18 protein-coding genes are annotated in these 19,129 nt (G+C 43.4%); 12 read left to right on the top strand and 6 right to left on the bottom strand.

Annotation, left to right across the window (positions count from 1 at the left end; genetic code table 11):
• Nucleotides 1-150: 150 nt before the first annotated feature.
• The 4 genes from C0638_RS05175 to C0638_RS05160 all read right to left on the bottom strand — a co-directional run bounded on the left by C0638_RS05175 (nt 151) and on the right by C0638_RS05160 (nt 5,291).
• A complete protein-coding gene (locus C0638_RS05175; RefSeq protein WP_013369145.1) occupies nt 151-1,248 on the bottom strand; it encodes a GerAB/ArcD/ProY family transporter in 1,098 nt (365 codons plus the stop codon).
• Nucleotides 1,249-1,277: 29 nt separating this feature from the next.
• The gene (locus C0638_RS05170) at nt 1,278-2,504 is read right to left on the bottom strand and encodes a Ger(x)C family spore germination protein (protein ID WP_013369146.1); all 1,227 of its coding nucleotides are present in this window, start codon (nt 2,502-2,504) and stop codon (nt 1,278-1,280) included.
• 12 nt (nt 2,505-2,516) lie between these two features.
• Entirely contained in the window at nt 2,517-4,133 is a 1,617-nt protein-coding gene (locus tag C0638_RS05165) for a spore germination protein (RefSeq protein ID WP_058710998.1), read from the bottom strand.
• Nucleotides 4,134-4,391: 258 nt separating this feature from the next.
• Nucleotides 4,392-5,291: an AraC family transcriptional regulator gene (locus tag C0638_RS05160; RefSeq protein WP_058710997.1), complete on the bottom strand. Its 900-nt coding sequence runs from the start codon at nt 5,289-5,291 to the stop codon at nt 4,392-4,394.
• A gap of 163 nt (nt 5,292-5,454) precedes the next feature.
• Here C0638_RS05160 and C0638_RS05155 point away from each other — a divergent pair, with 163 nt between their 5' ends.
• From C0638_RS05155 to C0638_RS05120, 8 genes are all read left to right on the top strand, one after another.
• Nucleotides 5,455-6,216 carry an SDR family oxidoreductase gene (locus tag C0638_RS05155; protein WP_013369149.1) on the top strand — a complete coding sequence of 254 codons (762 nt, stop codon included), beginning with the start codon at nt 5,455-5,457 and terminating at the stop codon, nt 6,214-6,216.
• Between the two features lie 283 nt (nt 6,217-6,499).
• A complete protein-coding gene (locus C0638_RS05150; protein ID WP_058710996.1) occupies nt 6,500-7,327 on the top strand; it encodes a TIM barrel protein in 828 nt (275 codons plus the stop codon).
• 16 nt (nt 7,328-7,343) lie between these two features.
• Nucleotides 7,344-8,690, top strand: a complete 1,347-nt coding sequence (locus tag C0638_RS05145; protein ID WP_058710995.1) for an amino acid permease — start codon at nt 7,344-7,346, stop codon at nt 8,688-8,690.
• A 161-nt stretch (nt 8,691-8,851) separates the two neighbouring features.
• Nucleotides 8,852-9,865 carry an SIS domain-containing protein gene (locus tag C0638_RS05140; RefSeq protein WP_058710994.1) on the top strand — a complete coding sequence of 338 codons (1,014 nt, stop codon included), beginning with the start codon at nt 8,852-8,854 and terminating at the stop codon, nt 9,863-9,865.
• 95 nt (nt 9,866-9,960) lie between these two features.
• A complete protein-coding gene (frlD, locus tag C0638_RS05135; RefSeq protein WP_058710993.1) occupies nt 9,961-10,743 on the top strand; it encodes a fructoselysine 6-kinase in 783 nt (260 codons plus the stop codon).
• Between the two features lie 63 nt (nt 10,744-10,806).
• Complete coding sequence (locus C0638_RS05130) at nt 10,807-11,535, top strand: GntR family transcriptional regulator (RefSeq protein ID WP_058710992.1); 729 nt, start codon at nt 10,807-10,809, stop codon at nt 11,533-11,535.
• Nucleotides 11,536-11,857: 322 nt separating this feature from the next.
• On the top strand, nt 11,858-12,508 hold the full coding sequence (locus tag C0638_RS05125; RefSeq protein ID WP_199771167.1) for a glycosyltransferase: 651 nt from the start codon (nt 11,858-11,860) through the stop codon (nt 12,506-12,508).
• 195 nt (nt 12,509-12,703) lie between these two features.
• Nucleotides 12,704-13,759, top strand: coding sequence for an acyltransferase family protein (locus C0638_RS05120; RefSeq protein ID WP_058710990.1), 1,056 nt, complete (start codon nt 12,704-12,706; stop codon nt 13,757-13,759).
• Between the two features lie 110 nt (nt 13,760-13,869).
• Here the strand turns inward: C0638_RS05120 and C0638_RS05115 are convergent, their stop codons facing one another.
• The gene (locus tag C0638_RS05115) at nt 13,870-14,790 is read right to left on the bottom strand and encodes an SPRY domain-containing protein (protein WP_058710989.1); all 921 of its coding nucleotides are present in this window, start codon (nt 14,788-14,790) and stop codon (nt 13,870-13,872) included.
• A gap of 208 nt (nt 14,791-14,998) precedes the next feature.
• Between C0638_RS05115 and C0638_RS26130 the strand changes: the two genes are divergently transcribed.
• Together C0638_RS26130 and C0638_RS05105 are read left to right on the top strand one after the other, a co-directional pair.
• A complete protein-coding gene (locus C0638_RS26130; RefSeq protein ID WP_442792755.1) occupies nt 14,999-15,139 on the top strand; it encodes a hypothetical protein in 141 nt (46 codons plus the stop codon).
• Between the two features lie 220 nt (nt 15,140-15,359).
• Nucleotides 15,360-16,175: a DUF2935 domain-containing protein gene (locus tag C0638_RS05105; RefSeq protein WP_025676230.1), complete on the top strand. Its 816-nt coding sequence runs from the start codon at nt 15,360-15,362 to the stop codon at nt 16,173-16,175.
• Nucleotides 16,176-16,414: 239 nt separating this feature from the next.
• Here the strand turns inward: C0638_RS05105 and C0638_RS05100 are convergent, their stop codons facing one another.
• On the bottom strand, nt 16,415-16,957 hold the full coding sequence (locus tag C0638_RS05100) for a GNAT family N-acetyltransferase (protein WP_025676229.1): 543 nt from the start codon (nt 16,955-16,957) through the stop codon (nt 16,415-16,417).
• A gap of 336 nt (nt 16,958-17,293) precedes the next feature.
• On the opposite strand from C0638_RS05100, the gene C0638_RS05095 reads away from it, so the two are divergent.
• Both C0638_RS05095 and C0638_RS05090 read left to right on the top strand, forming a co-directional pair.
• Nucleotides 17,294-17,893 (top strand): dienelactone hydrolase family protein, encoded by a 600-nt coding sequence (locus C0638_RS05095; RefSeq protein ID WP_040102258.1) that lies wholly within the window; start codon nt 17,294-17,296, stop codon nt 17,891-17,893.
• Nucleotides 17,894-17,951: 58 nt separating this feature from the next.
• A complete protein-coding gene (locus tag C0638_RS05090) occupies nt 17,952-19,118 on the top strand; it encodes a hypothetical protein (protein ID WP_058710988.1) in 1,167 nt (388 codons plus the stop codon).
• Nucleotides 19,119-19,129: the final 11 nt, after the last annotated feature.

Here is a 19,129-nt window from a genome sequence, read left to right as displayed (position 1 = left end):
AATAATGTATACAAAATAAGCTGTCTGTTATGATTAATTGAATTGGCAGGTTAAGACAAAGTAACCATAAAGATCAGATAAATAGTCGAGGGGGTGCGCTTCAATAATATGGTTATTTACCTGCTTATTAACCAAAAGAAAAAATAGGTACTAACTATAAGCCCTTCTCTTCTTCTTCCGAATTAGCATGGTCAGGAAAAGGAGGACAGGTAGAGCAATCTGAAAGATAGGCCAGATTTGAATCAAAGCAACATTAAGACCGAACCACAAAAATTCGGTTAACCTTGGGGAGAGAAACGTAAGGCCGTATATGATGATGCTTAGCAACAGTAACGCAGGCTTATATCTAAGAGGGGTTATTGTTTGAAGTCCAATGACGGCGCCAAACATAAAACCAGTAGTTTTAACTCCGATTCCAATAAATAGAATCATCGAAAATAGGACATCAGCTCTCTCGAAGATTTTTGGTAGCTGAATAAGTTGTGTAACTTCAAATAAGGGATAGGTGCTTGATGCTGCCCATTCCGGACCTAGAACTAGGATTGTTAGCTCATTCATTAAAATAAGGAACACAGCAGTGATCCAGTAAACAATGACGATCGATCGCTTTAATTTACGTTTATCCGTGACAAGCTTGAACAACACAAGAAAAAGAATCGTCTGACCGAAGGGAAAAGACATGATCTCGGGAATAGCAGCCTTCACTACGGGAGTTAAACCGTTCTCCAATACAGGAAACAAAAACTCAAAGTGGATGAGTCCCGTAAAAGGAGTAAGCAAGAGTAAAGTGCTGTAACCAAAAAAAAGCAGAAGAAAAAATATATGACATAGAAGGAACCAGACTCTCGGCCCAAACCATGCCACATCGGCACAGGCAATTAATGCTATAAACGTAATAACTTCGGTAGGGGTTCTGTTCAGCAATGTCAATGCGCCGAGCTCACCCATGTCTCTGGCATTCCTGGAAGCTTCATAAGCAAAGTAACTGATGAACAGAAGACCACCCAAACTACCAACCCATTTTCCCCAATAATGGCATAGGAGTTCATACAAATCTCGGTGTGGGTCAAGCTTATGCATGTATAAATACATGATTAGCAGGACGAAGCCTGCAAGTGCACCGATCAGCATGGCTAGCCATGCATCCTGCTTGGCTTTAGCTCCCAATAGGAATAATGTTGTACTGCCAACCTGAAACAAGGAAAAGGCGATAGCTAACCCGGATACCCTGGTGACGGTTTCCCTCATACTTTTTGAGTCCCTTCATACAAATTGGTTTAGGTTTGACTTCCGATACGCTTTTGTAGGAGTCCAGGACGCTTAATCCGTGCATCCACTTGAATGTCCAGTTCTATCCTCTTGAATTCCTGCTCCCAGTCTTTTTTCACTGTCTTCCACTCTTTTGGGAACCTCCGGTGAATCCGGTCAGCGAAACCAGTTGCATCTACCCCAAGTTCCTGAAGTCTAGCCCAGCCCTCATTTATCGTACTGGTCACTTCTTTTGCAATCTCTTCTTCCAAATCATGTATGGTCTTCGTCTTGGAAATATCCTTAGTGCATGTTGTTTCACTTAAAGTCCCGTTAATTTTCACTCCAACCTGCATAGTGTAATGAGAATTCGTTTTTCTGGGTGTAAGCTTTACATCAGCAGAGTTTACTAGCAGGGAAGAGTACATTTCCCTATTAGATTGTTCACCGCATGGAAACGAAACTTCAGTATTGCTAACCTTTTGAGACAGATAAGATACTCCCAGACTCTCTTTCTTGTTGAGAAACCCTTTGAGCTTTCCTTTTTGGAACACCGCCAATTTAGTCAGTGCCAGCTTGAGCGGGGTTGAGGTTTTTTTGAAGACATCCAGACTCTCTGCTTCCTTCTCATCCTGATAGTCCCTTTCTCCAATCAACTCGGCGACTGGTACTCCAATAGATTTGGAATCCGAGTTCATACTTAATACGAACTCATAAACCCTAACTTTTGGAAACAACGATATCATATCGCTCTCTTTGTTGACCAATTCAGCCATAGCGGCGCCTTGAAGTTTTTCAGGCGGCAATAATTTCTTTATTAGATCGGATGCTAATCCGTCCGTTACAATCATATTGACCATCTCCCTCGCTTCCGTATTACGAAGATAAAAATCGATTAAACGGTCCATTCCCTTCTCAGCCGCTCTTTTGCCGATATATACAACACGATTATGTGCTACGTAAATTCGTCTTGATGTTTTTAAATTGCTGTACGATAACGCCTGATTATAGGTTTTGGACTTTACTGAGAATACATGGGATGCCGGTTGAGAAGACCCTCCCGTTCCTCCACCGGTACCACTTGCAAGGGCGGAGGGAACAATAATCTGATAGGACACCATCCACTGTCCGTCATCCATCATATCTACTCCTGTAGCCGCAGTTACCCACAGCTCATTCAGTTCGACTCGGTTCCAGCAACCCGGCAAAATGAATAATATGACCAAGACCCAAATAAACCTGCCTAATTGGGACATATCGATTCCTCCTTACGCCATGGGATCTCGGCCGTGTTCCCCTGCCTGTTCTGCAAATGATTCCTGTTCCGTTGCCTGCTTTACTGGATTGGAATCCCCAATCATTACAGGCCGCTTCTTCATCTTCCACCTAGGTACACGCACAAACAGGTCTTTCATATTGCTCTTATAGAAAGGTGCGAGCGGCATCATATAAGGAACGCCAAACGAATTCACAGATACTAATCGAACGAGGATGGGAACCAAGACTGACAAAACGCCGTATAACCCCAATAAACCTGCCATTAGCATAAGTACAAACCTGAGCAAACGAACAGACCCAGCCATATTGAATGCAGGTAACACAAAATTGCAGATGGCTGTGAATGATACCACAATGACCATAGCTGCGGAAACCAATCCCGCCTGAACGGCAGCTTGTCCAAGAACCAAAGCCCCAACGATAGAGATTGCAGGCCCTACGGCACGAGGCATTCGTACTCCTGCTTCGCGGATGACTTCGAAGGTGAGCTCCATTATCATTGCCTCAAGTAGGGCTGGCAATGGTGTGTTTTCTCTCTGTGCAGCTAAAGTGATGAGCATTGTTGTAGGCAGCATTTCCTGGTGAAACGTAGTTGTTGCAATAAAGAACGCGGGTAAAAGCAATGCCAAGAAAAAGGATGCCATCCGAACGATCCGAAGAAAAGATGCTAGATCATAACGTTGGTAGTAGTCCTCACTGGAAGAGATGAACCGAAAAAAGGTTACGGGAGCAATCAGTACAAATGGGGTCCCATCAACCAATATCGCTACTTGCCCTTCAAGCAAGCTGCCTGCTACAGTATCCGGCCGCTCGGTGTTAACCATGGTTGGAAAGGGCGTCCATACCCCATCTTGAATAAATTCCTCGATATATCCACTTTCGAGAATACTATCAGTGTTAATGGAATCTAATCGTTTGGAGATTTCCTTAACCACCTCTGGATCTGCAATGCCTCGAACATATGCTACCGATACCTTCGTTTGCGTGTATGATCCGATAATTCGAGAATCAAAGTGGAGTTCAGTTGATTTGATCCTTCTCCGGAGGAGTGCGATATTGGTGGATATATCCTCGGTAAACCCCTCTTTAGGGCCGCGAATTACTGTCTGCGATGTTGGCTCCTCAACCGCTCTTTTAGCCCCCCCGCCCATAGAAGCAGCAAAGGCCTTGGTGCTGCCTTCGACAAGGAGAACCACCTGTCCATAAAGAACGGCATCGATAAGTGCTTTCTCATTTTTAAGGCAAGTGATGCCCCCAATAGGAATACGATCCATCAACCAACTTTCAACATTACGATCAGAGAGATCCCCATTTCGAATACCTGCAGTAAGTTCCTCCAGCAGTGTCGTTAAAATTTGCTGATCAATCAGGCCTTGAAGAAAACCTACAGCGAGAACCGGATTGCCCTGTTTATCGTTCAAACAACGAAGAATGAAATCCGTGCTATGTCCTATTTTCTGCTTCAGCATGGTCACGTTGTCCTTAAGCGTGCCACTCAGCTCCTCAGATAGCTCAGTCAATTTTTCGTCATTAACTGGTTCAGGGCTCGTGCCACTATTAGATCGTGAAGGCTGCTTAAATAGCCATTTTTTTAACTTGTCAACCATAGCAATACAGTTCCCTTCTAGATAACGGTCAACTGTAATATGCTACTATTCCACAGTTTATATGTACTGTTCTTGTCAAAAGATGGTCGCATATCAATCCATTGCAGCTATGTTTATTGTGGAGATGCCCGTTAGCTTAACAGTGTACTGGCAGTGCTTCTTTACTTCCAATTTACAGGGCGATGGGCTATTTATGTTCTATTTAAGGCAGATAAAAGACATCATCAGCTGACTCATCTGCCTGACGTTGGTAAACTTCTAAATTAGCTGGGATGGTAGTTCTATGTCACGTAGATGACTGATATCTCTCATCGGTGGGCGTCCGAATAAGCGAGCGTATTCTCGGTTGAACTGAGAAGGATTTTCGTAACCGACCTGAAATCCTGCCGTTGCAGCATCGTAGCCTTCCGTGAGCATCAGTCGACGTGCGCTCTGCAATCGAATGATCTTTTGATACTGAAGGGGGCTCGTTCCCGTTACTCTTTTGAAGTGCTTGTGAAAGGTTGTTGGGTTCATGTTCACTTTTTTTGCTAACTCTTCAATGACTAGCTGTTCAGAATAGTCACGATTGATTACATGTATTGCATTTGAAATACCTTGTGCATAGCTTCCGATCACGGCGAACTGCCTGAGTAACGCTCCTTGCTCTCCCTCCAGCACACGATAAAATATCTCCCGGATGTAGAGTGGAGCTAGTATCTCGATATCCGTGGGTGAATCTAAAAGATTGACGAGGCGTAGAATCGCATCTAAAAGAAAGGAAGTGGACGGATTAACCAAAATGCCCCTTCCCGTGACTCCCTTTTTCTGCGAACTAGATTTCTTGCTTATATCTATAATGACATCAGGGCTAAGTGTTAATTGTAAACTTAGGTACGGCAACTGTGGAGAAGCATGAGTAATTTTCCCAATCACTGGTAGATGTACGGATGCAACCATATAACTGGACGAATCGCACATGAGGCTTTCCCCAACAAACGTGACGGTTTTAGAGCCTTGGGCAATTATGTAAAGAGAGGGCATGTTGAGGGTATGTGTCGGTTTCGACTCCGCGGATGCGCGCCTGAAACAAAGCTCTGGAATCGCTGTTTGGTGTAAACCATCCTTAGGCGTATGCCGTGCTATTTGCTTAGCTAACTCCGTAATGAGTTGGTTCAAACTTATTCACCAATCCTTTTTCATTTAATCTGATATGAATATTGTAATTCAAACCGGACAGGAATAGGCAAGGAACGCGTATGAATCGTCTATCTGCTTTATTTTGATATTTCTTATAATTCAAGGCGAAAGACAAATTTCCAGATGAAAGAAGGATTCGGAAATGAGATTAATCCAGAATGCAACCCTGTCCGGAATCAAAGATAAAGTTGTTGTCATTACGGGTGCAAGCAGTGGGATTGGTGAAGCAACTACACTTTTACTGGCTGAGCATGGGGCAAAAGTCGTACTTGGGGCACGGCGACCTGAGCGCCTTGAAGCTCTTGCGGCCCGCATCGCGGAGGTTGGCGGTGAAGTCGTGTATGCTAGCACAGACGTCAGACGGCGGGAGGACGTAACCAAGCTCATCCATTTGGCATGTGAGCGATTCGGCACGATTGACGTTCTCGTGAATAATGCCGGCGTGATGCCGATTTCTCCCCTTGACGACTTGCGTGTTGAGGATTGGGAGGACATGATCGACGTCAACATTAAAGGTGTTTTGTACGGCATCGCCGCAGCACTGCCTGTCTTTCGCAAGCTGGGTTCCGGACATTTCGTCAACATTGCTTCTACAGCAGGACATAAAACTGTACCGCACCAGTCTGTTTATTCTGCCACGAAATTCGCTGTCCGCGCCATCTCTGAGGGTTTGCGACAGGAAGCCGGTGATAAGGTGCGGGTAACGATCATTTCACCCGGTTTGGTTCGGACGAATTTCGCTGAAGGTGTGACGAATCTGGAGGTGAGGGCCCGGCTCGAAGAGTCTCGTGACCAGTTCGCGTTGCCACCGGAGGCGATTGCCCGTGCCATTGCGTACGCGATTGAGCAGCCGGTTGACGTTGATGTGAATGAGATCGTAATTCGCCCCACATCTCAAGTGTAAGGTATAAAGGGTATGATAAGTAAGCCAGTGCTTCAGCGAAAGTAATGTGGGTGCGATTACAAGAGCACTTAATCCCTGGACAGGACAAAAAAGCAGGCCAAACGAGCAAATGTACTCGTTGAGGCTTGCTTTTTTTGCTCCTATAGGAGCTGAGCAACCCACATAGAAACCGGCTGAATGACTTTTTAATTTATTTTCAAAAAGACATTGAAATCTTTGTAACTCCTAGTTATAATACAAGGCATAACAATTAAAAGCGCTTACATTAGAGGGGGTGAAGCAGATGAAGATTGCAGGAATGAATATTACGTACAGGTATTTTCCTTTCGAGCACTTCTTGGACCAAGTCGCCGAGCTTGGGATTGAGCACATCGAGCTGTGGGCGGGCGAGCCTCATTTATACGTCTACCGGAATGTTCTTGGCAACTTGAGGCACGTGAGGCAGCAGCTGAAATCCCGAGACATGAAGGTCGTCTGTTATACGCCGGAACAGTGTGTCTATCCCTTCAATATTGCCGCTTCTGACCTCCAGCTACGGCAGAAGAGCATCGATTACTTCATAGATAATCTGTACGCGGCGCTGGAGCTGGAGACCGATATGATGCTTGTGACTTCAGGAATAGGAGACTTCGCTGTACCGCAATTGGAATCATGGAAATATGCGAGCGACTCCATCTATCAGATATCCAGGGTGGCTGAGAAGGAAGGGATGACTTTAGCGTTGGAGCCTCTGACCCGATTCGAATCGAATCTTATTATCGATGCTAAGGGAATCAAGAGGATGTTGGAGGAGATCCGTTCCCCGTCATTAAAAGGGATGATCGACACCGTAGCGATGCAGCTCGCTAGCGAGACACCCGAAGATTATTTCTCCTTACTCCCGGAGATGGTTCATTTTCATCTGATCGACGGTGACGGCTCGTCTGATGCGCATCTGGCTCTCGATGATGGGGTGCTGAATTGGCGGGAATATCTAACCAGTCTTCAGAGCCATAATTACGAGGGAGCTTGTACACTAGAGATTATGGGGTTCAATTATTATCAGAATCCGCAGGAAGCACTTAGGGAATCGGTCAGGAAAATAAGGGGAATGCAATTCTTATCACCTTGATTTGGAGGAACTCGTTATGAGTAATAGCTCACTTACACGAAAACTGGGCTTTTGGTCGGCCCTAGCCATCGCTGTTGGAACTACGATAGGTTCCGGAATCTTTGTCTCTTCCGGTGATGTCGCAAAAGCTGCGGGTATGCCCTCGATCTCAATTCTAGCCTGGATTATTGGTGGGGTTATTGCGATTCCGCAGGTCATGGTGCTGGCCGAATTGGCGACTGCCTACCCGCAAAATGGAAGCGGTTACGTATACCTGAATAAAGCAGGATGGAGGCCCTTGGCCTTTCTGTACGGATGGGCAACCTTCTGGGCCCTCGATCCTCCGTCCATTTCAATTATGGCTCTGGCCATTGTTGCCTACCTGGCGAGCTTCTTCCCTTTCTTCGTTGGAATTGCCGGTAAACTGCTAGGAGTAGCGATCATTCTGATCATCACGTCCATCCATTATCGAAGTGTCAAGGCAGGCGGTAGTTTTCAGGTCATTATTACGGCTATCAAAATCATCCCTTTCCTGATTGTCATTGTGCTGGGCCTCATGTACATGAACTTTGACAACTTTGCATACACACCTGCTGCAGGAGCGACAAGTTCAAGCTTAATTGGTGGCGTATCTGCCACGACGTGGGCTTACACGGGAATGGCCGCCATTTGTTTTATGGCTGGAGAATTCAAAAATCCAGGGAAAGTTCTCCCTCGGGCATTAATTATTTCAGTACTGATTGTATTGGGTCTATATACACTGCTTGCGGTATGTGTCACTGGCCTAATGCCGTTCGATAAACTGATGGGTTCCAGCTCGGCTGTGTCCGACGCCGTTAAGTATATTCCCGGATTATCCGGCATGGCCTCATCCTTTGTAGCCGTTACCGCGACTATTGTTATTCTGGGTTCTTTGAGCTCTTGCATTATGTTTCAGCCTCGCCTGGAGTATGCCATGGCGAAAGATGGGCTGTTCTTTCAGCGTTTTGCAAAAGTTCATCCTAAATTCGAAACACCAAGCTTCTCGATTATTGCTCAGGTTACCTTGGCCTGTATTCTTGTGTTCTTCAGCAATTTAACCGAACTGCTTGGTTATTTCACGCTGATTCAGCTGGTCATTAACATTCTGGATTTTGCCGCAGTCTATAAATGCCGTAAGAGAGAGGATTATAACCCGATTTACCGCATGCCAATGTGGAGAGTAACCACTATTCTCGCTATCCTTGGGGCAGGATGGCTGGCTTGGGGAACCTTTACGTGGGCTCCAGTGCAGGGCATGATTGCCGCGGCGATCGTCATCGCAACGGGTCTGCCTGTGTATTACTACTGGGAGAAGAAGTATGGATCTAAAAGCAGTCATGACAGCAGCAATATAGTCATTTAGCCCGGATGAAATGAAGGGAGCGAACTCTAACTTACTGATTTCCTTCAGATTTTACAAAAAGAGTTGTTTTAATTGTATTGCCTGATTATACTACTGTATATAACAAATAAAATTGGATGATATTGGAGAGGAACCGCTCCAGTATTAGGGAGGGAACGTAAATGTTGAATTTTGACGAACAGTTATTCCTTAAGCTTGTGGAGCAAGAGGGCCTGGCCTTTAGAGGACAAATTGAAGAGATTGTAGACGGGATTGCCAAGAAAGGGTACAGCAATATTTTTCTGATTGGTGCGGGTGGCACAATTGCGATGATGTATCCTTATGAGTATATTCTTAAATCAAACTCGACCATTGATGTGCATGCGGCGATTGCCGCTGAGTTTATGGTGATGAACAACAGACATTTCAGTAAAAATTCCGTATGTATTTTTACATCTGTGTCGGGAACTACGCAGGAGACCGTTGCGGCAGCCGAGTTCTGTAAGGAACGGGGAGCGACTACGATTGCACTTGTGGCGGAAAGGGATACTCCATTAACCAAAATTGTAGATCACTGCATCACAACCGGCTCGGAGAAACATTCCTTCGATACATTCTTCATGCTCCTGTACATGGTTGTGTTCCGGTTCATGTATAACAACAATGAGTTCCCTCAATATGAGCAGTTCACGAAGGAAGTTGCCTTATTGCCGCGTGCGATTCTGGACGCAGTCAAGACCTTTGACCCTAAAGCGGAAGCTTTTGCAAAAGAACATAAAGATACTGACTATCATATGATGGTTGGCTCCGGCAACCTGTGGGGGAATACGTACTCCTACGCGATGTGTATCCTGGAAGAAATGCAGTGGATTCATGCCAAGTCGATTCATGCGGCGGAATTCTTCCATGGCACGCTTGAGCTTGTGGTTGAAGATACCAGTGTTATTTTGTTGAAAGGCGAAGATGAGACCAGACCTCTGATGGACCGAGTGGAGAGATTCGCCGAGAAGATTACGAAGAAACTGACGATTATTGATACCAAAGACTTTGCCTTGGAAGGCATCAGCGAGGAATTCAGAAAGCATTTTGCCGTAAGTATCAACTGGTCTGTACTAAGCCGTATCAGCGCCTACCTGGAGCGTGAGAGAAATCATCCGTTAACACTTAGAAGATACTATCGCCAAATGGAATATTAAGATACGCAGTCTTTAGTTCATTCTATATTGATGCATTTGATTTGAGCACTACTTTGTAGTGCTCATTCTTTAATAGTAGGGAAGGCGGGAGCAAGATGAGAATCATTACAGTCGGGGATAACTGCATGGATGTCTATCAAGCAAGTGGCAAAGCCTATCCTGGAGGCAATCCGGTGAATGTTGCCGTCTATTTAACTGAAATGGGTGCAAAGACGGCCTATCTGGGCTGGGTGGGCACCGACATTTATGGGGAGATCATGATCCAGGCTATTCAGGACAAGGGCGTGGATACTTCCCGGATTTCAAAAAAGGACGGAAAAACAGCGGTAACCCACGTAGAGATGGTGGAGAATGACCGGAAGTTCGGCGATTACGACGAGGGAGTTATGGCACAATTTTTCCTTACAGCAGAAGAGCTCGATTTTGCTGGCAGTTATCAGCTCGTCCACTCGGGGATATGGGGCCATGCCGATCCGTACTTTCCTCTCTTTAAGGAAAAGGGCCTGATCACTTCCTTTGATTTTTCAGATCAACTGCAGGATGATCGGGTACAGACGTTAACGCCATATGTAGACTATCCATTCTTTTCGTACACTCAGGATGATGACTATATCCGCCAACTCTTGGTAGAGGTCAAGCAAAGAGGAGCGCAGATTGCCGTGGCTACCTTGGGAGAGAACGGCTCACTTGCTTACGACGGGGAACAATTCTTTCCGCACGGCGTGGGTAAGGTGAACGTCGTAGATACGATGGGAGCTGGGGATTCCTTCATTGCCGGATTCATTTACGGTCGATTGAAAGGGCTTTCAGTCGAGAACTGCCTGGAGCTTGGGACAATCACAGCTGGGAAGACGATAGGTTATTTCGGTGCATGGTGACTGGAGATAATCATCAATGTATAATACTTATTATAATCATTGATGGATAAGGATGAATTTACCATGAATTTGAATCCTTCAACCCCCCAGCCGCTGTACATGCAGATCAGGCAAATGTTGAAGAACGATATCCAGGACGGACGATACAAACCGGATGAACAGATTCCAACGGAAGCAGAGCTCTGTGATACTTATAGTGTAAGCCGAATCACCATACGGAAAGCGATTGAGGAGCTTGTGCGGGAAGGAACCCTGACGCGAATTCCTCGTAGAGGCACCTTTGTGGCCTCCAACAAATTTCATAATGAACTGTTATCAGTAAGCGGTTTCTCAGAGTTCAGCCACCAGCTGGGCATGATTCCAAACTCACGGATATTAAGAAGCGAAGTAATCCCGGCGTCTGGAGAGGTGGCCGGACATCTTCATATTGAAGAAGGCAGCCCTGTGTTGGAGCTTGAACGGTTGATGTATGTAGATGACCGCCCGCTTTTCTATGATATAGCCCATTATTCACTCACCCGGTTTCCAGATTTGGAAAAGAAGATCGCAATGAAAGAATCGACTTACAAGATTCTGTCGGAGGATTATAACACCGAGATCGTGAGCAATGATAAGATCATTGATGTAATTGGTGCGACCAAAGATTATGCGAAATTGCTTGAATGTGATATTGGAGCGAACTTGTTCCGGATATTGAAAATTGCTTTTGACGCAAAAGATGAGCCTGTTCATCTCTCCACATTTATGTGTGAGACGAATCGGGTCAACCTGACGGTCCACCGGGCAAAATAAGTTATGCCCATCGGCATGGCTTATTTTCAAAAAAGGATTTAGCTTCGAAACGAGTATACGGCTACTTCAGAACGTAGCTTTGTTCATCAGGATAGCTCCTTTTACTTGAATCAATGGAGTCATAGGCTCTGCTGGCTAAGCGCCGGCAGGCCTTTTTTGTGTTTTGAAATACGAGATCATGTTTTTGTGAGATATTTACAAGTGTAATAAGTATGTTAGATGGAAACGGCTGAAAGCTATAAATATTCCTGCGCATAGAATCGTATACTTCAACCATAATAAGACAGCCTGTTTATTCCAAACGTAAGAGGAGCAGATGAATATGAAAAATAAATGGTTACTGGCATTGTCGTTAACCTTGGCGCTCGTTTTTAGCATGACTCCGGTAGTAGTCGCGCAAGCGAAGGCGGGTGAGGAAAAGGGTTCCACTTGCCTAAGTCCCAAAATGGTGCAACTGAAAGGAGATATGCAGAAGGTATGGATCGACCATACGATATGGACGAGAAGCTATATTGTCAGCGCCATATCTAATCGCCTAGACCAGAAGGACGTATTGGACCGGCTTTTACGGAACCAGCAGGATATAGGCAATGTGATCAAGCCTTATTATGGGGATGCTGCCGGTAATAAGCTGGCTGACCTTCTGAGAGAGCATATTCTGATCGCAGGAAAAATTGTAGCCGCTGCCAAAGCGGGCAATCAGGCGGATATGAAAAAGCTAGATGCGGATTGGCATACAAACGCCGACGATATTGCCAAATTTTTAAGTGAAGCGAATCCGAACTGGCAGTTCAAAACACTACAAGATATGCTGTATACGCACCTTCAGTTGATTACGGAAATAGTCCTTAACTGTCTCAAAGGAGATTGGAAAGCAGATATTGCAGCAACCGATAAAAATGAGATCCATATGATTCACTTAGCGGACATCCTGACAGAAGGTATTGTCAAACAGTTTCCTGGAAAATTTTAGTGAGCGCATTAGACGCTGCAAAGCAGATAGCTTTTTATAATCACCCCAAGGGTGGCTATGGAAAGCTTTTTTTATACTCCCCCTTTTTTGTATAATAATGGGATGTGATATGGTGCTCAAAAAAATAAATATTTTATATTATTTGTTTGTGCTAATATATCTCTATTCCAATACAACTAGAAATGAGGATATTCTGTGCACCATGACAAGGAATTAAAGCTTGTAGAAACAAATATTGCGAAAGGGATTGCTGTAATACTACTTTTGATTCATCATCTTTTTGCTTTTCCTGACAGATTAAAGTACGACTATGTTTCATTATTTAGTTTATTTCATGAAAGAGGAGAGTTCTATTTAGGGCATTTTGGCCAGATCGCTATTTCTATTTTTTTATTTTTAAGTGGTTATGGTTTATATAAGAGCAATGTTCAAAATCCACAGCATTTAATGCAGAAAAGCTTTACAAGATTAAGCAAAATTATGATAAACTACTGGGTTGTTTTTTTACTTTTTATTCCGGTGGGTTTGTACTTCTTTGGAACTTCCGATAGATTTCAACATAATTCAATAATGGACTTTTTGCGAAATTTTATAGCGCTATCCAGTTCATATAATGGTGAGTGGTGGTTTTTATATGATTATATTCTGCTGCTATTGATTTTTCCGGTCACCTTCCAAGCCTTCCAACGTAACACATGGGTAACCCTTCTAATTGCTGGCCTAGTTTTTTATAATTCATATTCACAAGGAAACTATTACAGCATTATGTATTGGCAGTTGCCGTTTATGATAGGGCTGTTCTTTGCGAAATATAAATTGTACTCATGGATGAATAAGATTTATAATTCTATTATTTTCAATAATATACTATTTGATATTGTTGTTCTTGTGCTGTTATTCCGTTTTCGTACTACGAGTCAATGGTTTGAGAAGACAACGATTGATATGATCATAGCCCCTGTAGTTATCCTCGTTAGTATTCATTTAATGAATAAATTAAAACTAACCAGACCTTTCGCTTACCTAGGCAAAAATTCAATGAATATTTGGTTAACCCATACCTTTTTTTGTTATTATTATTTTCAGAGTATTGTTTTCTTCCCCAAGGTATCTATCTTGATCTTGTTGTGGTTAACCTTGTTAACGGTACTTACTTCAATTATTGTTAACAGCATCATCAGTCTCATTAATAACAAGGTGCACACTAAAAATATGGATCTTAATCCAAACCAAGTTGGAAGCCAAGTGTAGTTTGGTTATTGACATTCATTCAAGAGCAGTTTATAAAACATAAGCGCAGCCTCCATGCTTTTTGGAAGCTGCGCTTTTTTATTTAAATGAGCGTGTTGCAAACCTTATGTTTATCTGGTTGAATACTCACTTACTTCAAATGTGAGAATTTTGTTGAAGATAACGTAGTCTTTACGGTTACTGAATGGACCTTTGTTGTTATTGTGCTTATCAATGGCAAAAAATGAAGGACCTCTGCCGGCATCTTTAGCGTCGTACCAAGCGATGAAGGCATTCAATTCTTTCTTACTCAGATCGAATTCTTTATCAAATCCATTGTCCATCGTTACAGTCAGAATGGCGCGGTCACCAGTTGGTGAGGAACCATCTGTATCCGACGGATCAGGTGTTGTAGACGAATCGGGATTTGTAGATGGGTCGGGTTTTGTTGATGGATCAGGTGTTGTAGATGTACCGGATTCTTGGTAAGGCAAAAACCCTTCAGGAACTGGATATTTAAAATCACTTACTCCAAAATTAGCTTCAAAATTTATTTTCGTACCAGTTCCACTTGCAATCACAGGGAAAACCCGCGTCCCCTCTAGTTCAGATGGTTTAATGGAATTAGCTCCGAGGGAAGCCCCATTCTTATACCAAACAATTTTATCGTTGTCCAAATCCAATGCGATGCCGATAATGTCACCAGTCCCAAAGCCAGAACTGTAACCTATAATTACAGGTGATTTGATACTATTGTAAATCGATCCATTATTTCCATAAATAGTTTGAGTCTCTTGATCTGATTCACCTGTTATTCCTACGAATGAGGCAACATTGTTTACTTTTACTTCCCAATACCATTTCCCGTTTGTTTTCCCCACGTTCGCTCTGTCTCTTGTTCCTGACCCATCAAGAGAAGCTACTAAAGATCCATTCGTCCAAGTCACATTTGTAGTCTCCGCTTTTGTAACGGTGGGGAACAATGAGAACACCGAAATCCCAATAAGAAAGGCTAACGCTATTGTTCCTAGTTTTTTATAAATATTTTTCATGACTTCCTCCTAAAATTATGTAATAACAAGTGAATTATAGAACTGGATTGGGATAATTGTCCAAACATTAAATGATATATATTCAAATATGAGTATAATTATGGAAATAAATTTGTTTCGGAGGAACATAAGTAACATACGCAGAAATATTTGTTGCAGAAGGAAGCTATTTATAATTTACTGAATGAAAATAGTTGAGGTGATCGTTGTGAAATGTACATATAAAATATTGAAGACAGACATGGAGTTGTTTGGAGCTGCTTTGGTCCAGGCGCATGTATATGTGGTGTCCGTTAATGAGGAATTACGCGTGACATTTGAGGACTATGGGGGAATAGTAGAGGATTAAGCCAGAATCGTTCAAGATAGCAGGTAAAATTTTTATGAGAAACCAGCTTGAGTTTCGCGTAAACCTGGTAGCAGGAGAAAACCCTGAATGATCTAATAACTCCGGCTCAATTTTCGGAATTAGATTCGTATGAGACGTGGAACTTTGATATTCATAATAACCTGGCATATCCCATATGACTAAGTAGGTGCTTTTTGGCTCACATAGAGGAGGGATATGATTGGATGCATTCGTGGCGCGTTCATTAGATGAAATACGGTTTTGGTCGAGGATCATGAAGGAGCATTCCTTTTTTCTGGGGTTAGGTTTTAGAGCAGAAGATACTCAGCTTAAAACAGAAGCCAATCGGTTTTACGCCATTTTCGAGGATATTGAGAAAAGATCGTATGAATTTAAGACTGACACAGATCCTTATACAATTAGAGAGTTTAATACGGAAGTCCAGAATGCGGCGACGAATATTTGGGCATTTAAGAGAATGGTATTGGGCCTTATATTACAATGCAAACTTCCTGGGCAAACCAATTTTCCCTTACTGGTAGATCACGTAAGCCGGGAAGCAAATTACTTCAGAAATCGTTTAGGGGAACTCAATTCAGGAACGCTTGAACCCTTACCTGATGCTATTATTGACGAAAATGTATTTTTCTTAAAGATTATGGCCGATCACGCAAAATTCATAGGCCATCTGCTGGATCCCTCCGAACGTAAACTGGTTGAACAAGCTAGGGAGTTTAGTAATGATTTTGATACACTGATGTTTCAAGCGATTGATTTAAGTTATATGCGCCCACAGTCGCAGACGGTTCCACTTCTGAGTCAATTTGTGGATGAAAACCGTATCTCTGTGAAGTCCTTGCGAGATTTTAAGAAAACAGCGCGTGATTTGATCGACGAGTGTCGAATAAAAAGCATTATCCATCCTTTATTAGCTGATCATGTATTTCGTGAGGCTGAGCGTTTCCTTTTTATTCTCGATATGTTTGATCAGTCCTTATCCGGTGTCAAGGTGAATAAGAATGAAATTATGCACTGAGATCCCCCTACAAAACGAATACAGTTTCTGTAAAATGTGCATTGGAAATAAAGTTTTAGATTGAGCAAAAAAATCAAACAGCGGCGGACCAAGACTTAAAAATAAAGTCTTAGACTGCCGCTGTTGTTATTCAACTAACGTATTCTGTTAGGTTGTCCAATATCATTGGCTGCTGTTAATTCTGACTCCGATCCTCCGGTATTTACTACACCTCTCGGCTCTACTAGCGTTGACTAAACTTAGATATCCTCTGATGGATTTATAATCGCCAGAACCTGATGGTCCTCCCACTTTCCATTAATTTTTACGTTGCTTCGAGAAATACCTTCTTTGTGAAAGCCAGCCTTCTCAAGCACACGGATGGATCCTGGATTTCGAGGGGAGGCTTCTCCGACGATCCGATGAAACTTTAGTTCATCGAAAGCGTAGCGAACCACCTGCTTCACCGCCTCCGTCATATAACCTTTGCCGTTATATGCTTGGTCTAGGCTGTATCCGATCATACAGCTCTGAAGGGGTCCCCTCACCACAAACGATAGACCTATGCTACCTATAATCCGGTCGTCCTCCTTGTGGCATACCACGAAGGAATATTTCCGATCCTCCACCATGTCAGCCTTACTCTTAATAATCGTTTGGAGCTGGTGCTCCTCCGTATAGTGCTCTTCTTGGTGGTTTGGCGAAAACTTATCAAAGAACTCGCGATTGCGTCTGTACATCGCTGTCAATTCTGTGACGTCCACCTCTTCTGGGAATCGGACGTATACTTGCTGTTCCGACATCTGCACCATCCTTCCATACGATGATATTGAAGGAATTATATCATAGGATGAGGATGCAGAAACTGACTTGATGAGTATGTATATGAGAAGCATTTCTCTGAATTTTAACCAAAAATATATAGCGAAATGATCATATTGGATATAGTATTTTCTAAAAAAGGGAGGCTGGAAAGTATGAATAATGCTTACCAAGTGCTCGAGGAGCGTATATTTGAGCAGCACTGGTTGTATCCATTGAACTGTTCAACCGGTTATCCTTAGAAGTGGCGGCTAAGTATAAATATATGTATCCGGAGGATTTGTTTTACCATATTCAAACCTGGTTGGGGGAGCAACATGATAAGCATAGATAAAAAATCGGACACCCTAATTGTTGTGCTGCATGAGATTTATGGGATTAACCAGCATATACAAAATTTTTGTAGTTTATTATCGGGTCAGGGTTATGACGTCATTTGTCCAAATTTAATTGGCAAAGAAACGCCTTTTGACTATTCGCAAGAGGAGGCGGCCTATGCCCATTTTATGGGGAGTGTAGGATTTGAACGCGCTTCCTATCATATCGAAAGTGTATTATTAAGTATTCGAGCTCGCTATAAAAAGATATTTATCGTCGGATTTAGCATCGGGGCAACGATTGCCTGGTTGTGTAGCAAAGAAAAATATGCTGATGGAATCGTAGGATACTATGGCTCTCGTATTCGAAATTATTTGGAAATAACTCCACATTGTCCAACACTGCTTTTTTTCCCACAGGAAGAAAAATCATTTAATGTGGATGAGCTCATTTCAACTTTAGACAACTATAATATCCGGGTACATAAATTCAACGGACAGCACGGATTCAGTGACCCCTACTCTACCCGATATCACGTACACTCAGCGCAGCAATCATTTAACGAAATGGTAGAGTTCTTCAGGAAGGTTGATCAATAAAAGCAGTCGTTTGCTTCTAGCCCACACCTTTTTCACTGTTCTGGGGAAACGCACAGTCATGATGTGCCGATTAGTCATAGGTATATACATCATTGACTATGAAAAGGAGATGCATGTGGCTGTGGCTACCTTTTATCAAGCTTTCAAGTTGAAGAGTCGGATTTGGCGAACGATGCTAAATCGAAACGGAGTAACAGGGATTGGAGTAGGTTATGCTGATCCCAATAGACCGGCAAAGGGTGCGGCGATTGTGTTATACACCTTGAGAAATCTTTCGGCTGTGTCGCAAACCAAATTGCAGGCAGTAACCCAAAATATAAGTCGGGCTTCTGCGATACCTATCCGAATTTTAGGTGTGGGTTCCTTCAAAAGCGAAGCGGCGACGCCTACCCAAACGAACCCTCGCCAAAGATGGCGCCCCGTGCCCGGTGCAGTCAGTGTAGGAACAACGGTTCCCACCACTGCAGGAGGGACCGGAGGACTCATTGTTATTAAGAATAATACTTTGTTTATTTTGAGTAATGCCCATGTTCTAGTCCCGACGAATACAAGCCAATTTCACAATACCATTCAGCCTTCTCCGGCAGATGGGGGTAGAACGGCGGATCAGATCGGGAGAGCTTTTCAATTTGTCCCGCTTACTACGACAGGTGTTAACTTTCAGGACTCTGCCATAGCTATTGCCAATTCAAATAGTCTGCTTAATCCGAGGTATCTGATTAACCAAAGTGGTGGTCTCATTACCGTACCTGGGCACTTATTGAGCTATCGTCTGGGGATGACGTTTAAAAGAATGGCTAAAACAAACGGCTTCGCCAGAGGAGTTGTGGAGGCGATTGGCGTGGAGCAAAGAGTGAGGGGCGATTCGGGAATCAAGATTTTCCGTGATCAAACCGTCATTCGTTTTACCCAGGGGCGAACTGGACCTGGAGATTCGGGTTCCGTATGGCTGAATGACAGTAACGATCGGTTGAACAATTATGCAGCCGCGGTTCATTTTGCCGGATCTACCGATGGAACGCGTTCTGTATCTTTCCCAATTGAACGGGCGATGAGAACCTATGGGACTTTGGTTGCCATTCCAGCTGCTGCTGGAGGATATAAAGCAGGTGTGGCAAAAGGAAAGGCTCCAAAAAACAATTATGCCTATGTCCGGCCATTGACCAGAAAACAAAGGTCCTTGTCTCCGGTCATAACATCCAATACAGAACAAGAAAAGCATTAGACTATGGTTAT

Origin of the sequence: Paenibacillus sp. lzh-N1, assembly GCF_002872435.1 — a bacterium.
GTDB classification, from domain to species: Bacteria; Bacillota; Bacilli; order Paenibacillales; family Paenibacillaceae; genus Paenibacillus; species Paenibacillus polymyxa_C.
Note: the sequence above shows the minus strand (reverse complement) of the source record. Positions and strands in the feature narration are given on the sequence as shown.

What these genes read in the sequence shown, in the direction of transcription:
- C0638_RS05175 (WP_013369145.1), bottom strand. Translation starts at nt 1,248, where the DNA reads ATGAGGGAAACCGTCACCAGGGTATCCGGGTTAGCTATCGCCTTTTCC.
- C0638_RS05170 (WP_013369146.1), bottom strand. Translation starts at nt 2,504, where the DNA reads ATGTCCCAATTAGGCAGGTTTATTTGGGTCTTGGTCATATTATTCATT.
- C0638_RS05165 (WP_058710998.1), bottom strand. Translation starts at nt 4,133, where the DNA reads ATGGTTGACAAGTTAAAAAAATGGCTATTTAAGCAGCCTTCACGATCT.
- C0638_RS05155 (WP_013369149.1), top strand. Translation starts at nt 5,455, where the DNA reads ATGAGATTAATCCAGAATGCAACCCTGTCCGGAATCAAAGATAAAGTT.
- C0638_RS05150 (WP_058710996.1), top strand. Translation starts at nt 6,500, where the DNA reads ATGAAGATTGCAGGAATGAATATTACGTACAGGTATTTTCCTTTCGAG.
- C0638_RS05145 (WP_058710995.1), top strand. Translation starts at nt 7,344, where the DNA reads ATGAGTAATAGCTCACTTACACGAAAACTGGGCTTTTGGTCGGCCCTA.
- C0638_RS05140 (WP_058710994.1), top strand. Translation starts at nt 8,852, where the DNA reads ATGTTGAATTTTGACGAACAGTTATTCCTTAAGCTTGTGGAGCAAGAG.
- frlD (WP_058710993.1), top strand. Translation starts at nt 9,961, where the DNA reads ATGAGAATCATTACAGTCGGGGATAACTGCATGGATGTCTATCAAGCA.
- C0638_RS05130 (WP_058710992.1), top strand. Translation starts at nt 10,807, where the DNA reads ATGAATTTGAATCCTTCAACCCCCCAGCCGCTGTACATGCAGATCAGG.
- C0638_RS05125 (WP_199771167.1), top strand. Translation starts at nt 11,858, where the DNA reads ATGAAAAATAAATGGTTACTGGCATTGTCGTTAACCTTGGCGCTCGTT.
- C0638_RS05115 (WP_058710989.1), bottom strand. Translation starts at nt 14,790, where the DNA reads ATGAAAAATATTTATAAAAAACTAGGAACAATAGCGTTAGCCTTTCTT.
- C0638_RS05100 (WP_025676229.1), bottom strand. Translation starts at nt 16,957, where the DNA reads ATGTCGGAACAGCAAGTATACGTCCGATTCCCAGAAGAGGTGGACGTC.
- C0638_RS05095 (WP_040102258.1), top strand. Translation starts at nt 17,294, where the DNA reads ATGATAAGCATAGATAAAAAATCGGACACCCTAATTGTTGTGCTGCAT.
- C0638_RS05090 (WP_058710988.1), top strand. Translation starts at nt 17,952, where the DNA reads ATGATGTGCCGATTAGTCATAGGTATATACATCATTGACTATGAAAAG.